The following is an 18,835-nucleotide window of genomic DNA, read 5'->3' on the forward strand; positions in this document are numbered from 1 at the left end:
CTCGATTTAAAACTTTTGCGCTAATCTGCTGTTTCCGCACAGCTTCCTCGAACCAGGCTACACCAGTTCCCTGCCCTTGGCGTCGATCGCGTTGGCCACAGCTTCGTCGGTCGCCTCGTCAGGCAACAGCATCTCGTTATGCGCCTTGCCGGACGGGATCATCGGGAAGCAGTTGGCGAGCGTCGCCACGCGACAGTCGAAGAGGACGGGCTTCTTGACCGCGATCATCTCCTTGATGGCGTCATCGAGCTCGTCCGGCTTGTCGCAGCGAATGCCGTGGCCGCCATAGGCTTCGGCGAGCTTGACGAAATCCGGCATCGCCTCGGTGTAGGAGTGCGACAGCCGGTTGCCGTGCAGCAGCTGCTGCCATTGCCGCACCATGCCCATATACTGGTTGTTGAGGATGAAGATCTTGATCGGCGCCTCGTGCTGCACCGCCGCGCTTATCTCCTGCATCGTCATCTGCACCGAAGCGTCGCCGGCGATATCGATGACCAGTGCATCCGGATGCGCGATCTGCACACCGAGCGCCGCCGGCAGGCCGTAGCCCATCGTGCCCAGTCCGCCGGAGGTCATCCAGCGGTTCGGTTTCTCGAAATGATAGTGCTGCGCCGCCCACATCTGGTGCTGGCCGACCTCGGTGGTGATGTAGGTGTCGAGGTCCTTGGTCAGCGCATAGAGCCGCTGGACGGCATATTGCGGCATGATCACCTCGTGGTTCATCTTGTAGGCGAGCGAATCGCGGGCGCGCCATTTGGCAATCTGCTCCCACCACGGGTGAAGCGCTTTCTTGTCGGCCTTGGCGGCTGCCCGCCACAGCCGCACCAGATCCTCCAGCACGCGCCCGACATCGCCGATGATCGGCACGTCGGTGTGGACGTTCTTGTTGATCGACGACGGGTCGATGTCGATGTGGATCTTCTTCGAATTCGGCGAAAACGACGTCAGCCGCCCGGTGATGCGGTCGTCGAAGCGCGCGCCGATGCAGAGCATGACGTCGCAATCGTGCATCGCCATGTTCGCCTCATACGTGCCGTGCATGCCGAGCATGCCCATCCAGTTCTTGCCCGACGCCGGATAGGCGCCGAGGCCCATCAGCGTCGAGGTGATGGGAAAGCCGGTCAGGTCGACCAGCTCGCGCAGCAGATGGCTCGCCTCCGGGCCGGAATTGATGACGCCGCCGCCCGAATAGATGATCGGCTTCCTGGCGCCGGCCATCAGCTCGACCGCCGCCTTGATCTTTTCCAGGTCGCCCTGGACCTTCGGCTGGTAGCTGGTGCGCGGCGCCGTCTGCGGCGGGACATAGATACCCTTGGCGAACTGAACGTCCTTCGGAATGTCGACGACGACCGGACCGGGGCGCCCTGTCGTTGCCACATGGAAGGCCTCGTGGATCGTTGCCGCGAGCTCGTTGACGTCCTTCACCAGCCAGTTGTGCTTGGTGCAGGGTCGCGTGATGCCGACCGTGTCGCACTCCTGGAACGCATCCGAGCCGATCAGCGAAGTCGGCACCTGGCCGGTCAGGCAGACCAGCGGGATCGAGTCCATCAGCGCGTCCTGCAATGGCGTCACCGCGTTGGTGGCGCCCGGCCCCGAGGTCACCAGCATGACGCCGGCCTTGCCGGTCGAGCGCGCATAGCCTTCCGCCGCATGGCCCGCGCCCTGCTCGTGGCGGACGAGGATGTGCTCGACCTCGTCCTGCTGGAAGATTTCATCGTAGATTGGCAGAACCGCGCCGCCCGGATAGCCGAAAACATGCTTGACGCCATTGTCCTTCAGCGCCTGCACCACCATTTCGGCGCCGGTCATTTCAGTTCTTGGCATTTCAGTTCTTGCCATGTCGCGCCGCTCATTCTGTCCACTGCTCATCGGTCTGGTCCCGTACTGTTCGCCATCTGGCGATTGCTCGTCGTTTAGTCGTGTTTCGGGCAATAAAAAAGGCCCCCGAGGGAGCCTGTGTCTTGCGCATGGGAGGTCATCGCCCGGCGGTTACACCGCCTCGCCCATGCGCTTTCCTACGAGAATGAGTGCCTTTTTCATGGTGGCGGACAATAGAATTGGTTTGACGCCGCTGTCAACGGCGAATGTGCACGGGTCGGATCAGGCTGACCCAATGCGTTTCCAGTAGATGAGGGTGGCTGTGAGCCCGCCATGCGGCTTCAGCGCATAATCCGGTATTTCGCCGGCCAGCGTGAAGCCGAGCTTTTCATAGAAGCCGGAAGCCCCCTCCTCTTTTGCCGTGTCAAGGACCAACAACGTGCGGCCTTTCTCCACGGCAACGGCTTCCGCCGCCTCCATCAGGCGCCTTGCTATGCCCTTGCCGCGGCAATCGAGGCGGGTCATCAGCTTGGCGATCTCGGCCCGGTGCGGCTGGTTGGGAGGGCAGTCGAGCAGCAAGGTGACTGTGCCGACCAGAGCCTCGCCGTTCCAGGCCCCAAGCACCGCCCTTTCGCCTCTGGCGGCCGCATCAAGCGACTTGTTCCAGAAGGCCGCGGCCATCTCCGGCGCCAGCGGATGCATGAAGCTGACCGAGCCGCCGGCAGCGACTGTCCCGATCAGCAGATCCGCCAGCATTTTTTGCGTTCCGTCAATATTGCTGAGTGGCCTGATTTCGATCGAACTCATGTGGTTCCCCTTCGCCGCCCGTCAGTCGAAATGACTGGTCCGCTTCCGCTTCCTGGCCCGGCGGATTTCCGCGATGCGATCGGCGTCTTCCTCTTGCAGATGTCGCCCGCGTTCCAGCAGTTCGAGCGTGTATTCCTCATAGGTCAGGCCCAGCCGCTCGGCCTTGTCCAGCCGCATCAGCATGATCTCGCGGCTCGGCGCTTTCCATGCCTGGGCATGGGCGGTCCGCCAGGCAAGAAAGACATAGGGATCGCCCTTGCCCCAGGGCGGACCGTCATAGTCGTCGAGCGGCGGTCCACCATTGTCGGAGCGTTTCGGACGGCGTGCCTTCACCTCAGCGCCTGGCCAACGCAACCAGATAGTCGGCGGCGTCCGGCCCCGGAGCGTGGAAGACGCAATCTGATGGCGCGCCGAGCGCCAGGCAGTCGCCGGGTTCGAGCCTGTGAACGATGTCGCCCTCGGTGAATTCCAGCCGCCCGGTGATCAGCCATATCTGTTGCCTGATGAAGGCATAGGATGCCGCCGGGAAACTTACCTTGGCGCCGGCCGGCAACTGGATCCGGATCAGTTCGAGCGGCATGTCGGAGACCGGCGAAAGATGCCGCCGCACATAACCCGTAGCCGGATCGCGCCACAGCGGCTGGTCACCTTCGCGAAGCAGGCCACCGCCCTCCAATTCCGCCCTTGCGATCAATGTGGACAGCGTCATGCCGAAGGCGGCCGCGATGCGCACGAGGAGTGCCGCCGTCGGGCTGGTCATACCGCGCTCTATCGTGCTCAGCATCGCTTTCGAGACATCGGACCGCTCCGCCAATTCAGCCAGGGACCAGCTGCGAGCCACCCTTTCAGTGTGTATCCTTCTGCCGATAGTCGAGGATATATCGTTCGCTATAACATCCATTAATACAATATATCGAAAATTTTTCTGCGAGGCAACGACCGTTTCGTCCAGTTTTCGCAAACTCCTTAATGCCCGCTAAACCATCCGGCCACATCCCACCTTAACCCCGTTCGCCTAGGCTCATCGCTTGGGAAAAGGGGACCGGCCTGTCCATGCTCGTTGAACGCGAAGCCTCCATTGGGGAACCGACTTTGCTGGAGCGCCGCAGGGCGGAGCAGAACGACAAGCGCATTCTGGGCAATGTCGTGCAATGCGACGGCGCGCGCGCCACCATCAGCGCCTATGCCGACGACATCGAAGGCACGGTCACCGGCCTGTGGAGCGTCGGCAAGATGATCTCGATCAATCTCGGCACATCACGAACCGTCGGCCTTGTCTATGAAATCGGCAAGTCGGATCGTGCCTGGAGCAGCGAGGGCCAGAATCCGATCGAGGTCAGCATCGAATTGATCGGCGAGGTGCGCGACGGTGCCGAACCCGGCGCGAAGCCGATCTTCGACCGTGGCATCACAACCTACCCGCATATCGGCGCCATTGCCCATCGTATCCGCAGCCGCGACCTGCAGGCCGTCTACGATCTCGCCGGTCGTCATTCGATCACCATCGGCACGCTGTCGCAGGACGAGGCCATCGACGCCAATATCGCCATCGACGATACGCTGGCGCGCCATTTCGCCATTGTCGGCACCACTGGAGTTGGCAAATCGACCGCCGTGTCGCTGCTCTTGCGCAAGTCGATCGCCGCCCGGCCCGATCTGCGCGTGCTCATCCTCGATCCACACAATGAGTTCGCCGCGTCGTTGCCCGAACATTGCGTCAGGGTCGATTCGACGACGCTCGACCTGCCCTTCTGGATGTTCAAGCTCGAGGAATTTGCCGAGGTGCTGTTTCGCGGCCGCGAGACGGTCCCGGAAGAGGTCGACGCCTTGCGCGATCTCATCCCCGCGGCCAAGAACCTCTACCGCAATCCGAACTCCGGCAACTACCTACGGCGCAGCACCGACGCGCTGACCGCCGACGCGCCGGTGCCCTATCGCATTGCCGACCTCATCAAGCTGGTCGACGAGCGCATGGGATTGCTGGAAAGCAAGAACGATCGCCCGACCCTCAGGTCACTGAAGGCACGTATCGAATCGGCGGCATCCGATCCGCGCTACCGTTTCATGTTCAACTCGCGCCTGATCGAGGACACCATCCACGAGACGATCGGCAACATTTTCCGCGTGCCGCATCACGGCCGCCCGGTAACCTGCTTCGAAATGGCCGGCATGCCGTCCGAGGTGGTCAATTCCGTTTGCTCGGTGCTGGCGCGGCTGGCCTTCGACCTGGCATTGTGGAGCGAAGGCCGCTTGCGGCTGCTCTTCCTGTGCGAGGAAGCGCATCGCTATATGCCGGCCGATCCGCGCCTCGGTTTCGCGCCTACGCGGCACGCGCTGTCGCGCATCGCCAAGGAAGGCCGCAAGTATGGCTGTTATCTCGGCGTCGTCACGCAGCGCCCGGGCGAACTCGACCCGACCATCCTGTCGCAGTGCTCGACGTTCTTTGCCATGCGGCTCGCCAACGAGCAGGACCAGGCGATCATCCGCTCGGCAATCGCCGATTCCTCGGCCTCGACGCTGGCGTTCCTGTCCTCCATGGGCCAGCGCGAGGCCATCGCCTTCGGAGAAGGCGTGGCGACGACGATGCGGATGAAGTTCGAAAAACTCGCCGAGGATTTGATCCCAGGCACCGCCAAACGCGAGAATGCCTTGCCGTCCGAAACCGGCGACGAGGTCGACCTAGTGGCGATCGTCGAACGGCTGCGCAACATGCCGAAATCACAGCAGGCAATGCCTTTCGCGGAAGTCGTCGATCCGGGCCGGCAGGCCGGCGATTCGGACTATCGCAAGCCGTCGGCCGCACGCACCCAGCGGAACGACGATTTCGACTTGCGATACGGCCTTAAGCCGGCGACCTTCGGGCTGCGTCCGCCAGAATGATCGAGCCGAGCGACTTTTAGGCAGCGCTCGCAGATATCACAGCTGAGCTTCAATGGCTGTCTTGTCTATAATTGACCACACCTGGCGAATTTTCCCTCTCTGAAACTCATAGAATACGTTCTCGGCAAACGAAATTCTCTTCCCGCTCACATCGAGCCCAAGGAACGTTCCCCTTGGCGTGCAGTCGAAGCTTAGCCGGCTCGCTACATAAGGCGGATCGGCAACCAATAGCTGAATGTCGAAGTAAAGGTCCGGAATTTGGTCGAAGTCTCTCACCAACATTTCGAGATAGCCGGACAATCCGAGCTTGCGACCGTTGTGGGTCACTTCATCATGGACAAACCGCCCCAGGTTTGGCCAATCCTGCTTGTTTAGACATGCAATATAGCCCCGATAACGATCTGAGAGGTCGGATTTAGTCACGGCAACACCTCTATTTCCGGCAAGCCCCACAAAGGCAGCATCTCAGCTTGACTGGGTGACGTCGGTCTGCGTGCACCGGAAACGCAGAAAACGATACCAGACGGCCAGCATCACGAATTTCCACATCACGAATTTGACGACGGAATTTCAGGCGCAGACGCGGTTGCGCCCTTGCCTCTTCGCCTCATAGAGCTGGCGATCGGCGCGGCGATAGAATTCCTCGGCGGTTTCCTTGCGATCCCAGACAGCAAGCCCGACGCTGGTGGTGATTTTCAGTCGGACATTACCTGTCAGCACCGACATGTTGGCGATCGCCTTGCGGATGCGCTCGGCGAATTTGGATAGCAGCTCGGCATCCATATTGGGCGTGACCACCGCGAACTCCTCGCCGCCGAGGCGCGCCACCACGTCGTGATAGCGTGTCATGTCCTTGAGACAGTTGGCGACCGCCCGCAACACCTCGTCGCCGACATCGTGGCCGTGGCTGTCGTTGACCTGCTTGAAATGGTCGAGGTCGAGGATCATCAGCCCGACTGGTTTCTCGATGCGGCGGAACTCTTCGAGATATTCCTTTAGCGCATCGTCGAAGTAGCGCCGGTTCTGCATGCCGGTGAGGCTGTCGGTGAGCGCCGCGTGCTCCAGCGTCTCTGAACGCGCGCTGAGCGAAACGGTCATGGCACGCAGCTTGCCTTCTTCCGTCGCCTGCTTTCGGATCAGTGGGTAGATGAAGAAAATGCCGAAGAACAGCGCAGTCGCCAGCAGCACGCCGGTCGCAAACAGCAGCTTGTTGAGATAGATGATTTCATCGAGTTCCGAAGGCGTATTGCTAATGTCGGCGGCCAGGGTTTGCAGGAGCCCATAGGCGTAAAGCGTCACCAGGCCGGCGGCCAGGATCACAAAAATAAACACAAAAAAGGCTGATTCCGCCTTGTGGAAACGCATCTGCTCCCCGTTGGAAAGTTCCTATCGATCTTATGGCATGCGGGAACTTACGGACAGTTAACCTGGACAACTTCAACGCGAAATGGCCCCTCGGTGTCGACTTTTCAGGTTGCGCTCGAAGGAGGGGGTGAGGGCATCGAGTCGATCCCCTCACCCGAACGCAATCTCTGCCATTCCGGGCCCAATTGGTGCCTGAACCAGGTCGTCTGCCGTTTGGCATATTGCCGCGTCGCGATCTTCGCGCGCTCGATGGCCTCGGGAAAACTGATGGCGCCGGCCAGCGCGGCCTGGAGCTCGCGAACACCGATCGCCTTCATCGCCGGCAGGTCGGGATCGAGGCCGAGCGCCGAAAGCTGCTTCACCTCGTCCAGTGCCCCCTTGTCCAGCATGCGGTCGAAGCGGACATCGATCCGCTCCACCAGCGCCGCTCGCTCCGGCTCGATGACGAAAAAGCGCGCGCTGCTCCTGTCGATCAACGGCCGGCCACGCGCGGCCTGCCATTCCAGGATGGAACGGCCCGATGCGTCGAGCACCTCCAGCGCCCGCACGATGCGCTGACCATCCGTCGGCTTCAGCATCATGCCGGCCGCAGAATCCTCGCGCAACAGGATGCGGTGCAATCTCACTGCGCCCTGTTCCTGGAGTTCGTAGCGCCAGCGATCGCGGATCGACTTCGGAATGTCGGGCATCTCCGACATACCTTCCGTGAGCGCCCGGAAATAAAGCCCGGTACCGCCGACGAAAATCACTGGCCGCTCCGAGAGCATGCCGTCGTCGATCAGCTTCGTGACATCACGCAACCAGGCGCCGGTGGAATAGGCAGTGGACGGATCGACGTGTCCATAAAGAAAGTGACGGACGCGGGCGAGTTCGGCAGGACCAGGCCGCGCCGTCAGCACGTCGAGCACCGAATAGCCTTGCATGGAATCGGTGTTGACGATGACACCGCCATTGCGCTCGGCGAGGTCGAGTGCGAGCGCCGACTTGCCGCTGGCGGTCGGCCCGGCTATCAGGATCGCGTTCTTCACGCGGCCTTCGCCCGCCTGTCCGCTGGAATTTTCAATGCCGCTGATCGCCACGCTTCTATCCCATCCCGCCGACCGCGCATTGACGCCGACGCTAGCGAATATGGCCTCGCGGTCGGTCGGCGCAAGCGCTGTTCGCTGGCTGGCCGAAGACATCGCCTGCGAGCTCGACTTGCCGGAGACCGCCGACGCTTCCGAAATAACGGCGCGCCTGCATGCCGCGCTTGCTTCCGAACCGATCGACGTGGCCGTCCAGCCGGCTGAGAACAGGCGCAAGAAGATCCTGATCGCCGACATGGATTCGACGATGATCGACCAGGAATGCATCGACGAGCTTGCCGACGAGATCGGCGTCAAGGATCGTGTCGCCGCCATCACCGCGCGATCGATGAACGGCGAGATCGCATTCGAGCCGGCCTTGCGCGAGCGCGTGGCGCTGCTCAAGGGTCTCGATGCCGCAATCATCGACCGCATCATCGACAATCGCCTGACGCTTGCCTCCGGCGGCCGCACGCTCGTCCAGACGATGGCGGCCAGCGGCGCCTGGACGGCGCTGATCTCCGGTGGTTTCGACATCTTCACCACCCGCATCGCAGCATTGCTCGGCTTTCACGAAAATCGCGCCAACCGTCTGATCGAGCAGGGTCGCCGCTTCACCGGCTTGGTCGCCGAACCGATCCTCGGCCGCGCCGCCAAGGCCGAGGCGCTTATCGAGATTTCCGCCCGCCTCGGCCTGACACCTGCCGATGCCATTGCCGTCGGCGATGGCGCCAACGATCTCGACATGATCCGTCTAGCCGGTATCGGCGTCGCCTTGCATGCCAAGCCGGCCGTGGCAGCCGAGGCAAAGATCCGCATCGACCACGGCGACCTCACCGCCTTGCTTTATCTGCAGGGTTATCGCCGGGCGGAATTTGTCGAATGACGCCGATCCGCACCGAGCGCCTGATCCTGCGCAACTGGGAAGATCGTGACCGCGAGCTCTTCCATCGCATCAATTCCGACGAGTTGGTCATGGAATTCTTTCCGTTTCGCCGCGACCGCGCCCAGGCTGACGCCAAGATGGAGGAGTTGCGCGCGGCTATCGATCGCGACGGCTTCGGCTTCGCGGCCGCTGAGATCGCAGCCACAGGTGAATGCATCGGCTTCGTCGGCATAACCCGAACCGATCATTTGCCCTTCCTGCCGCCCGGCACGATCGAGATCGGCTGGCGGCTGGCACCCGAATTCTGGGGCCGCTTCTATGTCACCGAAGCAGCCGAAGCCTGGCTCACCTATGGCTTTGAAAGACTTGGCCTCGACGAAATCGTGTCCTTCGCAGTCAAGGATAACAGCCGGTCCACTGCCGTCATGGAGCGCCTGGGCATGATCCCCGACCCCGCCTCCGACTTCGACCATCCAGGTGTTCCGGACAACCACACCGCACTCAGGCGACATGTCTTCTACAGGCTGTCACGCACAGACTGGCAGGCAAGAAAAAGAGCGGCCCGCTAGCCGCCCTTTTCCTTTCAACATCAGAATGTTGCAGGCTCTTCCGGACTCAATCCATCCGGATTGTCACAAACCTCAGCTCGCCGGTCTTCGACGCCAGCATCAAAAGCGCGTTCTTGCGCCCCTGCTCCTTCAGCGCACCGATCCGGTCCATGACGTCCTTGGGCGTTGCGACCGATTCCTGCGCGATCTCGGTGATCACCTCGCCCGGCTGGATGCCGCGTTCGGCCGCCGCCGAATCCTTGGAGACGTCGGTCACGACGACGCCGGAGACGTCGGCGGCGATGCCGAACTTCGTGCGCGTCTCGTCATTGAGCTCGCCGATCGTCATACCGAGCACGGAAGCCGTCGAAACCGCAGGCGCCTTGTCGGCGTCGTCCTGGTCGGTGTTGCCGTTTTCACCGCCGCTGGCAAGCTTCTCGCCATCCTCGAGCCGGCCGAGCGTCACCTTGACGGTCTGCTCGACACCCTTGCGCACGATGATCACGTCGACGGCCTTGCCGACCGGGCTCTCCGCCACGACGCGAGGCAGGTCGCGCATTTCATGGATGTCCTTGCCGTCGAACTTGATGATGACGTCGCCGGCCTGGATGGTGCCGTTGTCGACCGGCCCGCCCTTGATGACGCCGGCGACCAGCGCGCCCTTGGCGGTCGCCATGCCCAGGCTCTCGGCAATGTCGTCGGTCACCGGCTGGATGCGCACGCCAAGCCAGCCGCGCCGCGTCTCGCCGAACTGGCGAAGCTGGTCGACGACGCCCGAGGCAAGCTGTGACGGGATCGAGAAGCCGATGCCGATCGAGCCGCCCGACGGCGAGATGATTGCCGTGTTGATGCCGATGACCTCGCCGCTGCTGTTGAACAGCGGTCCACCTGAATTGCCGCGGTTGATCGCGGCATCGGTCTGGATGAAGTCGTCATACGGGCCCGAATTGATGTCGCGATTGCGCGCCGAGACGATGCCGACCGTCACCGTGCCGCCGAGACCGAACGGATTGCCGATCGCCATTACCCAGTCGCCGACACGCATCTTGTTGGAATCGCCAAACTTCACAGCCGTCAGCTTGTGCCCTTTCGGATCGACCTTCAGCACCGCGACGTCGGTCTTGGTGTCGGTGCCGACCAGCGTCGCCTTGAGCGTCACCCCATCGGAGAAATTCACCTCGATGTCGTCGGCATCGGCAATGACGTGGTTGTTGGTGACCACGATGCCCTGCTCGGCGTCGACCACGAAGCCGGAGCCCAGCGACTGCACCTTTTGCCCGCCGCCGCCCTTGTCGCCGCCACGGTTCTTGAAGAAATCGTCGAAGAAGTCCTGGAAGGGCGAGCCTTCCGGCAGCTGCGGCATCGGCACTGCGCCCGGCCCCTCCGTGCCTTTAACAGTCTGCGACGTCGAGATGTTGACCACAGCGCCAAGCAGGCCGGCGGCGAGATCGGCAACCGAGGGCGGCCCGTCGGCTGCCATCGTCGGCGCCACAAATGACGGAACGGCAACGGCGCCGACCAGAAGCGCAGCGGCCCCGGCGATGAACGTCCGCCTCGCTGCACGCAGAAGGGTGGTGGATGTCATCGAAAGGCCTCCGGGTGTTCTGAAAAAACCGCTTCGGCAAAATGCCGGTCCGCGTCATGTTGGCAAGAAATAAGGCACGTTTGCGGCTATGGCTACGGCCAGAGGATAAATCCTCCGTTACGCCGGCGCCCCTGCACCGGCCCTACTGGCCGGTGCTTGGCTGTGCCGCCGGTGCGGCGGGAGCGGCAGGCGGTGGTGCCGCCGGTGCCGCAGGCGTTTCCTTGCTGTTCGGGTCGCGGAAAAAGCGGAAGAACTCGGAATTCGGCGACAGCACCATCGTCGTTCCGGTACTGTTCAGCGCCGTGCCATAGGCATTCATCGACCGATAGAAATCGAAGAAGGCCGGATCGCGCTGATAGGCACCGGCAAACGTGGCGCTGCGCTGGGCTTCACCTTCACCACGCAGGATTTCAGACTCTTTTTGCGCTTCGGCGACGATTTCCACCACTTCGCGGTCGGCGCGAGCCCTGATCCGCTGCGCTGCTTCGTTGCCGCGCGCTCTCAGCCGCTCGGCTTCGGCGAGACGTTCGGCCTTCATGCGGTCGAAGGTCTGCTGTGAGACTTCGGCCGTGAGATCGGTGCGGCGGATGCGGACATCCTCGATCTGCAGGCCAAGCGAGGTGGCATCCGGCCTCAGCTGATCGCGCACCTCGCGCATCATCACGGCGCGCTCTTCCGAGAGCGCCGCCTCGAAGTCTCGCAGGCCATAGACGCGGCGCAAAGCGGCGTCGAGACGCGTCCTCAGCCGGGCCTCGGCCAGTTCTATCTGGCCAGAGACCGCGGCGCGGAACACACGCGGGTCCGAGATACGATAGGCGATAAAGGCATCGACCTCATAGAACTTGCCGCCCGAAACCTGGACACGGATGTTGTCGAGGTCGAAGCGCAGCACCCTGTTTTCGATCAGCTGCACGGTGTCGGCATCGAAGAAGGAGAATGGCGCCTTGAAATAGATGCCCGGCTGGTTCTTGACGTCGACGATTTCGCCGAACCTGAGCACCAGCGCCTGCTGGCGCGCATTGACGACGAAGACCGACGAATAGAGCAGGAACAGGATGACCGCGGCGATGACCGCAATGACGGGAAGACGGTTGGCCATCACTGGTTTCCTCCGGTGGCCGGTGCCGGCGCCTTCTGCTGCAATGCCGGCAGCGGCAGGTAGGGAACCACCCCTTGCCCATTGCCCTGTTCGACGATGACCTTGCTCGAATCCTTCAGCACCCTCTCCATCGTCTCCAGGTAGAGCCGCTTGCGCGTCACTTCCGGCGCCTTTGCATATTCGTCATAGACCGAGATGAAGCGCTGCGCCTCGCCTTCGGCCTCCTGCACGACCCGGTTCTTGTAGGCGGCCGCGTCTTCGCGGATCTGTGCGGCCGCACCGCGCGCCTGGCCGAGCTTCTGATTGGAATACTGATTGGCCTGCTCGACGAACTTGTCCTCGTCCTGTTCAGCCCGCTGCACCTCGTCGAACGCGTCTGCCACCTCGCGCGGCGGCGCGGCGTCCTCGATCGAAATTGCGTTGACGTTGAGGCCGGCCTTGTAGCCGTCCAGCGTCGTCTGGATGATCTCACGGACCGACGCCGCAATGCCTTGCCGGTCGTCGCGGAAAATGTCCTGCGCCGGGCGCCGGCCGACCGCTTCGCGCATCGCGCTTTCGGCGACTTGCTGCAGCATGCCGTCCGGGTCGGACACGTCGAACAGATAGGCCTTAGGGTCGGAGACCTGATAGGCCACAGAGAACTGCACATTGACGATGTTCTGGTCGCCGGAAAGCATCAGGCCATTGCCGCTGGAACTGCCGCCGCCGATGCTGACAAGCTGCTCGGCGATGTTGGCGGTCTCGACCGTTTCGATGGGCCACCAATGGAAATGCAGGCCAGGCTGCGAGAGCTCCGCCTTCGGCTTGCCAAACCTGAGCTCGACCGCAACTTCGTCGGGCTGCACGGTGTAGACCGCCTTGAATGCCCATAGCACCACCAGCGCCGCGGCAATCAGCCCGAACACGGCCGGGCTCGCGCCACCGCCGCCCGGCAGCGCGCGCCGCAACCTGTCCTGCCCGCGCCGGATGATGTCCTCGAGATCGGGAGGCGAGCCTTGTGGGCCGCTGGGTCCCTTGGGTCCCTGACCCCAAGGCCCCTGATTGTTGCCGCCGCCCCACGGGCCGCCGCCGCCGCTCTTGTCGTTCCAGGGCATGAATGTCCTTTCGCTTGGAATTCCCTCAAGCGCCGGCTCACCGGCGCAAAATCCAATATTATTCTTCTATAGGGATGCAACGGCACGCTTTCAACGCGATCGGCTGCCGCCACTGTCCGCCTTTTGGGTCCATTTAGACCTGTCGCGACCCCTTGTCGTCTTCAATGCACGTCGCGGCGCCGCTCGTAAACCGAATAGCGTGTCGCATGGCTGTCCTTTTCGCCAGCCGCCACGTCTTGCGAGCGGACGATCCGCCACAGCGCCGGATCGATCGGCGGGAAATGGGCATCGCCTTCGACCGCGGCTAGAACATGGGTCACGTGCAGCCGATCAGCCAACGGCAGCGCCTGAGCGTAGATCTCCCCGCCGCCGATGACGCAGATCTCGTCGGCGCTGGCCATGCAGCGCCCGCGCACCGTCGCCAGCGCGATCGCGTCCTCGATCGAATGCGCGACTTCGACGCCCTCGGCGCGCCATGCCCTGTCTCGTGTCACCACGATGTTGAGCCTGCCCGGCAATGGCCGGCCGATGCCTTCATAGGTCTTGCGACCCATGATGATGGGCTTGCCCATCGTATCGGCCTTGAACCGCTTGAGATCGGTGGAAAGCCGCCACGGCAACCCACCCTCGCGCCCGATCACGCCGTTCTCGGCGATGGCGACATAAATCGCGAGATCCATCAGCCGCCGTTCCCGCCATCGGATGACTCCAGCAGCAATATGTCGATGTCGTGCTCGGGGTAGAAGTTCTGCGCCTTCATCTCGAACGTCGTCGGTCCGATCTTCCTGACGTTTTCGCCGCAAAACGAGACCAGGTTCTTCGGATCGCCCTTGTCGACGGTCAGCTTGAACGTACCGATGTTTCCCGAGGCCCAGTTGCCGCCCGTGGTCAGGATATAGGCGATGCGGTTCTCGAAATATTTGGGGTAGCCGTCGGGATCGTCCTTGGCTGCCTTGCGCACGGCATTCTCGAAGGCATCGTCCATGCAGTAGCGTGTCTTGTAGGCGGCATACTGGCCCTGGAACTGGCCGTCATAGAAGAAGCTGACCGAGGAGGTGCCGCCGACGCTCGGCTTGTAGCGATGCGAGACATGGACCGCCCTGTTGGCCGGAAAGGTCGAGCGCCACCAATAGGTCGAGCGCAATTGCCAGAACGGCGTATAGACGGTCTTCATGCCCGAACCGTCGTCGGCGGTGTCCTCGATGATGATGCCGCGATTGACCCAGTCGTCGGTGACCGCTTGCGGCAGCTTTGCCAGCGCTGCCTTGGCCGCATCGCCGAACGGATAGAACGGTACGCCCTGCGCCTTCAGGTCAGCGCCGATGTCGATGCCGAGCGCGAACACCTTCTGCTCGAGCTGCGGCTTTGCCGGCACCCCGTCGATCGTCACTTCGAAGCCGAGGAAATTGTCGCTCTGCGCCTCCGGAATTGCCGGTATTTCTTCGGGGTCGCCTTCGATGTCGGGCATCGGAAGGGCGACGATCGCATTGACATCCTTGTCGGTGTTGTTGCGGAAGACGTAGTCGACCGTCACCTTTTCCGGCGAGATGTAGAGATCCTCGCTTTCCATCGCCACCGCATCGCTGCGCGAAAGGATCAGCCCACCAGTGCCGAGTTCGGCGACCGAATCATTGGCGAGCGCAGGCGTAGCCGAGAGCGCCAAGGCTGCGGTCAGGACGTAACGGAACATGGAGACTCCCCCGGCGAGAATGCCAACATGACTCTAGCTGTTCAATGTGGCGTTTCAAAGCCTTTCGGCAAATGCGCCGGCGCCTGCCGGCATGTCGTGTCGGTCTGGACACACCGGTTCCGATCGGGCAGGAGTTGGCCCATGCGCAAGCTTCTCGTCATCGGCATCGGCGCCGGCAATCCGGAGCACATAACGGTCCAGGCCATCAACGGCCTCAATCGGGCCGACGTGCTGTTCATTCCCGACAAGGGCGCCAAGAAGAGCGATCTCGCCGAATTGCGCCGCCAGATCTGCGAGCGCTTCGTCACTAATCCGAACTCGCGCCGTGTCGAATTCGAGGTGCCGGTGCGCGCCGAACCGGCGCCTTCCTACCGCTCGACCGTCGACGACTGGCACGAAGCGATCGCCGTGATCTACGAAGGCCTGATCCGTGACGAACTCCCCGAAGATGGCTGCGGCGCCTTCCTGATCTGGGGCGATCCATCGCTCTACGACAGCGCGCTGCGCATCCTGGATCGCGTGCGCCTCAGAGGCAATATCGCGTTCGAGCTGGAGGTCATCCCTGGCATCACCGCCATCCAGGCACTCGCCGCCAGCCACAAAATGGCATTGAACCGAATCGGCGACGCCGTTTTGATCACCACCGGCCGCCGGCTCACCGAGGAAGGTCTGCCCGAAAACGCCGGCAGCACCATCGTCATGCTGGACGGCAAATGCGCCTTCAACACGCTGGACGACAAGGACGTCACCGTCCACTGGGGCGCCTACCTCGGCACCCCCGACGAGATCGTCATCTCGGGCCGGATTGGCGACGTCGGCGACAAGATCGTGAGCACCCGTGAGGAGGCCCGCCGGAAAAAAGGCTGGATCATGGACACCTATCTGCTGCGCAAGCCGGGCGAGCCGGAGGAGTAGCAGGGATCGAGCGCGGCATGAATTCCGCCGAGTTCACGCAGCGTCGATCTCGGCCTGCAGCGCCTCCATATGCGCCGCCGCTGCTGAAGACGCAGCCCGCTCGATCGCGCGGAAGCGGCTGACCACAGCAAGCCCGACCGACGTCAACTGAGCGCCACCGCCTTTTTTGCCGCCCGTTTGTGCCGCAACCAGCGGCTTGCCGAACACCCGGTTCATGTCTTCGACCAGATCCCAGGCGTGCTTGTAGGACATCTCCATGCCGCGCGCCGCGGCCGAAATCGAGCCGAAGGCGGCGATCTGTTCCAGAAGCTCGATCTTGCCTGGCCCGATGCGGCCATCTGGATCGAGATTTATCCGCAAACTCAGCGACGGCATTTGCTCCTCCGCGGTCACGCTATTCTACAAGTTCTGCAGCGATACCGCTATTCCCAAACGATATAGCGAATCATCGGCCGTTCACCCATCCACCTCGGCCGGCAAGCCGGTGCCGGTATTCGCCCGGTCGAAGCTCACTGTCTTGACCACGGCGAAGACCTGTCGACCAAGCCGGAGCCCCAGCGTCTGCCGCGACTTTTCGGTGATGCGGGCAAGCACGGTTGCGCCATTGCAGTCGAGGCCAATCTCGACCGTAGGCCCTTCGCCCGGCTCTATCGCCACGATCGTGCCCGGCAATATGTTGAGCGCGCTGAGGCCAACCGGCTGCTCGGTGGCGATCATCACGTCGCGGGCACGGATGCGGACGCGCACCGGCGCACCGACTGGCGTTGCCAGAAGCGGCACCCGGATCTCGCCCGCCAATGAGCCTAGCACCGTCATGCCAAAGGCTTCGTCGTGGCGCAGAACCGCGGTATCCAGCACGGCACCGCCCTCGCCGCGCTCTTCGGCCGGCAATAGATCCAACCGCTGCATGATCGCTCCGGTCGGACCGGAAGCGGCGACCTTGCCTTGCATCAGCACCACGACGTCACTCGCCAGCCGCGCCACTTCGGCGATCGAGTGGCTGACATATACGATCGGAATTTTTGTCTCGTCGCGTAGCCGCTCGATATAAGGCAAGATCTCGGCCTTGCGCGCCTCGTCGAGCGACGCCAGCGGCTCGTCCATCAGCAGCAATTTCGGACTGGCAAGCAGCGCCCGGCCGATTGCCACGCGCTGCTTCTCGCCACCGGAGAGTTTTGCCGGCCGCCGGTCGAGCAGATGACCGATGCCGAGCAGTTCGACCACGCCATCGATATCAGCGTAGCGCTCGGCAGCCGGCGTGAACCAACGGCCGTAGCGTAGATTGCTCGCCACGCTCATATGCGGAAACAGCCGCGCATCCTGGAACACCATGCCGATCCGCCGCTTGTGTTTCGGCACGAACAGGCCGGCGTCGCTATCGACCAGCACGCGGCCCTCGGCCGCGATACGGCCTTTGTCGGGGCGGATCAGCCCGGCAATCAAATTTATAAGCGTCGTCTTTCCGGAGCCGGAAGGCCCGAACAGCGCAGTCAGCCGCCCGGCGCTCTCGAAGCGGGCATTGACGGCGAAACCGCCAAGCCGGTGGCTGATGTCGACCTGAACCGTCATTCGATGTCCATCCGCCGGCCGACACGCCGCGCCAGCACTTCCGAGGCCACGAGTGCCGCCATCGATATGACGATCGAGATCAGCGTCAGCCTGAGCGCTCCGGCGTCGCCGCCGGGAACCTGCGTGAAAGTGTAGATAGCCGACGGCAGCGTCTGCGTCTCGTTCGGGATGTTGGAGACGAAGGTGATCGTCGCGCCGAATTCGCCCATCGCCTTGGCGAAGGAGAGGATCGCACCGGCGATCAGGCCGGGCAGGATAAGCGGCAGGGTGATCGTGCCGAATACCCATAGCGGATTGGCGCCGAGCGTGCCGGCGGCCGCCTCGATTTTGCGGTCGACGGCCTCGATAGACAGCCGGATCGCCCGCACCATCAGCGGAAAACCCATTACGCCGCAGGCGAGCGCGGCGCCCGTCCATCGAAAGGAAAAAACGATGCCGAAATGCTCGGCCAGGAAAGCCCCGGCCGGACCGCGCTTGCCGAAAGTCAAAAGCAGCAAATAGCCAGTCACCACCGGCGGCAGGATCAGCGGCAGATGCACCAGACCATTGAGCAGCGTCTTGCCCCAGAACTGGCCGCGGGCGAGCACAAGGGCGATTGCTACGCCCGGCGGCAGGCTGGCGATCATCGCCACGGTCGCCACCTTTATCGACAGCCGGACCGCGTTCCATTCGTCGGGAGTAAGATCCAGCAGCCAGTTCATGCGTCAGCGCGTTGCCCTAATTGCTCGGCGCGAGCACGGTAAAACCTTGCGCCTTAAAGAGTTCGCCAGCCTTGGCGGATTGCAGGCATTTTAGGAATGCCGGGGTATCCTTGCTCTTAGAATCCGCAAGCTGGGCGACTGGATAGATGATTGGCGGATGGGTACCCGCGGGGAAAGTGCCGATCACCTTCACGCCGGGCTCGGCATGCGCATCCGTCGCGTAGACGATGCCGAGTGCTGCCTCGCCGGTCGATACCAGCTTTAGAGCGGCGCGGACATTCTCGGCCTGCGCCACCTTGCCTTCGACGGAAGACCAGACACCGAGCGATTCGAGGGCTGCCTTGCCGTATTTGCCGGCCGGCACCGCCTTGACATCGCCCATGGCAAGTTTGCCGTCACCGACGAGCCCGGCAAGAGCGAACCCCTTTTCAATCCTGGTCTCGACCTTGGAATCCCGCGGCGCGACCAGCACGATCTGGTTACCGAGCAGTTTCACTTCGGTTTCGGGCTTGGTCAGCTTCCTGTCGGAAAGATATTTCATCCAGTCGAGATCGGCCGAGATGAACACGTCTGCCGGCGCGCCGCTTTCGATCTGCCTGGCCAGCGCCGAGCTCGCCGCGTAGGAAATGGTTGCCACCTCGCCGACGTCGGCCTCGCAGGCCTTGTTGACGGCGTCGAGCCCTTCCTTGAGGCTCGCCGCGGCAAACGCGACCACCTTGTCATCGGCATAGGCCGCCGGCACCACGACCATCAGCATGGCGGCGAGACCGACTTTGGCAATCGTCGTCGAACCCTTGCGCGTCAGCATGAAACT

General features: G+C 62.7%; 20 protein-coding genes. 4 read left to right on the plus strand and 16 right to left on the minus strand.

Translation table 11 applies throughout. The annotated features are described in order from the left end of the window. Positions 1–57: 57 nt before the first annotated feature. The 4 genes from NMG46_RS17835 to NMG46_RS17850 form a co-directional block, all read right to left on the minus strand. Positions 58–1,809, minus strand: a complete 1,752-nt coding sequence (locus NMG46_RS17835; RefSeq protein WP_254819097.1) for an acetolactate synthase 3 large subunit — start codon at positions 1,807–1,809, stop codon at positions 58–60. A 291-nt stretch (positions 1,810–2,100) separates the two neighbouring features. Then, positions 2,101–2,625 (minus strand): N-acetyltransferase, encoded by a 525-nt coding sequence (locus tag NMG46_RS17840; protein ID WP_254818923.1) that lies wholly within the window; start codon positions 2,623–2,625, stop codon positions 2,101–2,103. 21 nt (positions 2,626–2,646) lie between these two features. After that, on the minus strand, positions 2,647–2,958 hold the full coding sequence (locus tag NMG46_RS17845; RefSeq protein ID WP_254818924.1) for a hypothetical protein: 312 nt from the start codon (positions 2,956–2,958) through the stop codon (positions 2,647–2,649). A gap of 1 nt (position 2,959) precedes the next feature. Then, a complete protein-coding gene (locus NMG46_RS17850) occupies positions 2,960–3,526 on the minus strand; it encodes an XRE family transcriptional regulator (protein ID WP_254818925.1) in 567 nt (188 codons plus the stop codon). A 152-nt stretch (positions 3,527–3,678) separates the two neighbouring features. Here NMG46_RS17850 and NMG46_RS17855 point away from each other — a divergent pair, with 152 nt between their 5' ends. After that, positions 3,679–5,505 carry an ATP-binding protein gene (locus NMG46_RS17855; RefSeq protein ID WP_254818926.1) on the plus strand — a complete coding sequence of 609 codons (1,827 nt, stop codon included), beginning with the start codon at positions 3,679–3,681 and terminating at the stop codon, positions 5,503–5,505. A gap of 36 nt (positions 5,506–5,541) precedes the next feature. On the opposite strand, the gene NMG46_RS17860 is transcribed toward NMG46_RS17855, so the two are convergent. The 3 genes from NMG46_RS17860 to miaA form a co-directional block, all read right to left on the minus strand. Further along, on the minus strand, positions 5,542–5,928 hold the full coding sequence (locus NMG46_RS17860) for an ester cyclase (protein WP_254818927.1): 387 nt from the start codon (positions 5,926–5,928) through the stop codon (positions 5,542–5,544). A 147-nt stretch (positions 5,929–6,075) separates the two neighbouring features. Then, positions 6,076–6,870: a GGDEF domain-containing protein gene (locus NMG46_RS17865; RefSeq protein ID WP_254818928.1), complete on the minus strand. Its 795-nt coding sequence runs from the start codon at positions 6,868–6,870 to the stop codon at positions 6,076–6,078. 104 nt (positions 6,871–6,974) lie between these two features. After that, positions 6,975–7,943 (minus strand): tRNA (adenosine(37)-N6)-dimethylallyltransferase MiaA, encoded by a 969-nt coding sequence (gene miaA / locus NMG46_RS17870; RefSeq protein WP_254819098.1) that lies wholly within the window; start codon positions 7,941–7,943, stop codon positions 6,975–6,977. Here miaA and serB point away from each other — a divergent pair. Both serB and NMG46_RS17880 read left to right on the plus strand, forming a co-directional pair. After that, on the plus strand, positions 7,933–8,820 hold the full coding sequence (gene serB / locus NMG46_RS17875; protein WP_254818929.1) for a phosphoserine phosphatase SerB: 888 nt from the start codon (positions 7,933–7,935) through the stop codon (positions 8,818–8,820). The genes miaA and serB overlap by 11 nt on opposite strands. After that, on the plus strand, positions 8,817–9,389 hold the full coding sequence (locus NMG46_RS17880) for a GNAT family N-acetyltransferase (protein WP_254818930.1): 573 nt from the start codon (positions 8,817–8,819) through the stop codon (positions 9,387–9,389). The genes serB and NMG46_RS17880 overlap by 4 nt, the downstream gene beginning before the upstream one ends. Positions 9,390–9,435: 46 nt before the next feature. On the opposite strand, the gene NMG46_RS17885 is transcribed toward NMG46_RS17880, so the two are convergent. The 5 genes from NMG46_RS17885 to NMG46_RS17905 form a co-directional block, all read right to left on the minus strand. Further along, positions 9,436–10,953 carry a DegQ family serine endoprotease gene (locus tag NMG46_RS17885; RefSeq protein WP_254818931.1) on the minus strand — a complete coding sequence of 506 codons (1,518 nt, stop codon included), beginning with the start codon at positions 10,951–10,953 and terminating at the stop codon, positions 9,436–9,438. A 142-nt stretch (positions 10,954–11,095) separates the two neighbouring features. Beyond that, positions 11,096–12,052, minus strand: a complete 957-nt coding sequence (gene hflC / locus NMG46_RS17890) for a protease modulator HflC (protein ID WP_254818932.1) — start codon at positions 12,050–12,052, stop codon at positions 11,096–11,098. Beyond that, positions 12,052–13,146, minus strand: coding sequence for an FtsH protease activity modulator HflK (hflK, locus tag NMG46_RS17895; protein ID WP_023676693.1), 1,095 nt, complete (start codon positions 13,144–13,146; stop codon positions 12,052–12,054). Before hflK ends, hflC begins: the two co-directional genes overlap by 1 nt. A 161-nt stretch (positions 13,147–13,307) precedes the next feature. Continuing rightward, positions 13,308–13,826 (minus strand): dihydrofolate reductase, encoded by a 519-nt coding sequence (locus NMG46_RS17900; RefSeq protein ID WP_254818933.1) that lies wholly within the window; start codon positions 13,824–13,826, stop codon positions 13,308–13,310. Then, complete coding sequence (locus NMG46_RS17905) at positions 13,826–14,836, minus strand: DUF4424 domain-containing protein (RefSeq protein WP_254818934.1); 1,011 nt, start codon at positions 14,834–14,836, stop codon at positions 13,826–13,828. The genes NMG46_RS17900 and NMG46_RS17905 overlap by 1 nt, the downstream gene beginning before the upstream one ends. Positions 14,837–14,977: 141 nt before the next feature. On the opposite strand from NMG46_RS17905, the gene cobF reads away from it, so the two are divergent. Beyond that, on the plus strand, positions 14,978–15,751 hold the full coding sequence (gene cobF, locus NMG46_RS17910) for a precorrin-6A synthase (deacetylating) (protein WP_254818935.1): 774 nt from the start codon (positions 14,978–14,980) through the stop codon (positions 15,749–15,751). A gap of 33 nt (positions 15,752–15,784) precedes the next feature. Here cobF and NMG46_RS17915 read toward each other — a convergent pair whose 3' ends face one another. The 4 genes from NMG46_RS17915 to modA form a co-directional block, all read right to left on the minus strand. Next, positions 15,785–16,126 (minus strand): winged helix-turn-helix domain-containing protein, encoded by a 342-nt coding sequence (locus NMG46_RS17915; protein WP_023676697.1) that lies wholly within the window; start codon positions 16,124–16,126, stop codon positions 15,785–15,787. 81 nt (positions 16,127–16,207) lie between these two features. Then, positions 16,208–17,320, minus strand: coding sequence for a molybdenum ABC transporter ATP-binding protein (modC, locus tag NMG46_RS17920; RefSeq protein ID WP_254818936.1), 1,113 nt, complete (start codon positions 17,318–17,320; stop codon positions 16,208–16,210). Continuing rightward, positions 17,317–18,021 carry a molybdate ABC transporter permease subunit gene (modB, locus tag NMG46_RS17925; RefSeq protein ID WP_254818937.1) on the minus strand — a complete coding sequence of 235 codons (705 nt, stop codon included), beginning with the start codon at positions 18,019–18,021 and terminating at the stop codon, positions 17,317–17,319. The genes modC and modB overlap by 4 nt, the downstream gene beginning before the upstream one ends. 16 nt (positions 18,022–18,037) lie before the next feature. Next, entirely contained in the window at positions 18,038–18,829 is a 792-nt protein-coding gene (modA, locus tag NMG46_RS17930) for a molybdate ABC transporter substrate-binding protein (RefSeq protein ID WP_254818938.1), read from the minus strand. Positions 18,830–18,835: the final 6 nt, after the last annotated feature.

Origin of the sequence: Mesorhizobium sp. LMG 17147 (genome assembly GCF_024297145.1) — a bacterium.
Lineage (GTDB): Bacteria > Pseudomonadota > Alphaproteobacteria > Rhizobiales > Rhizobiaceae > Mesorhizobium.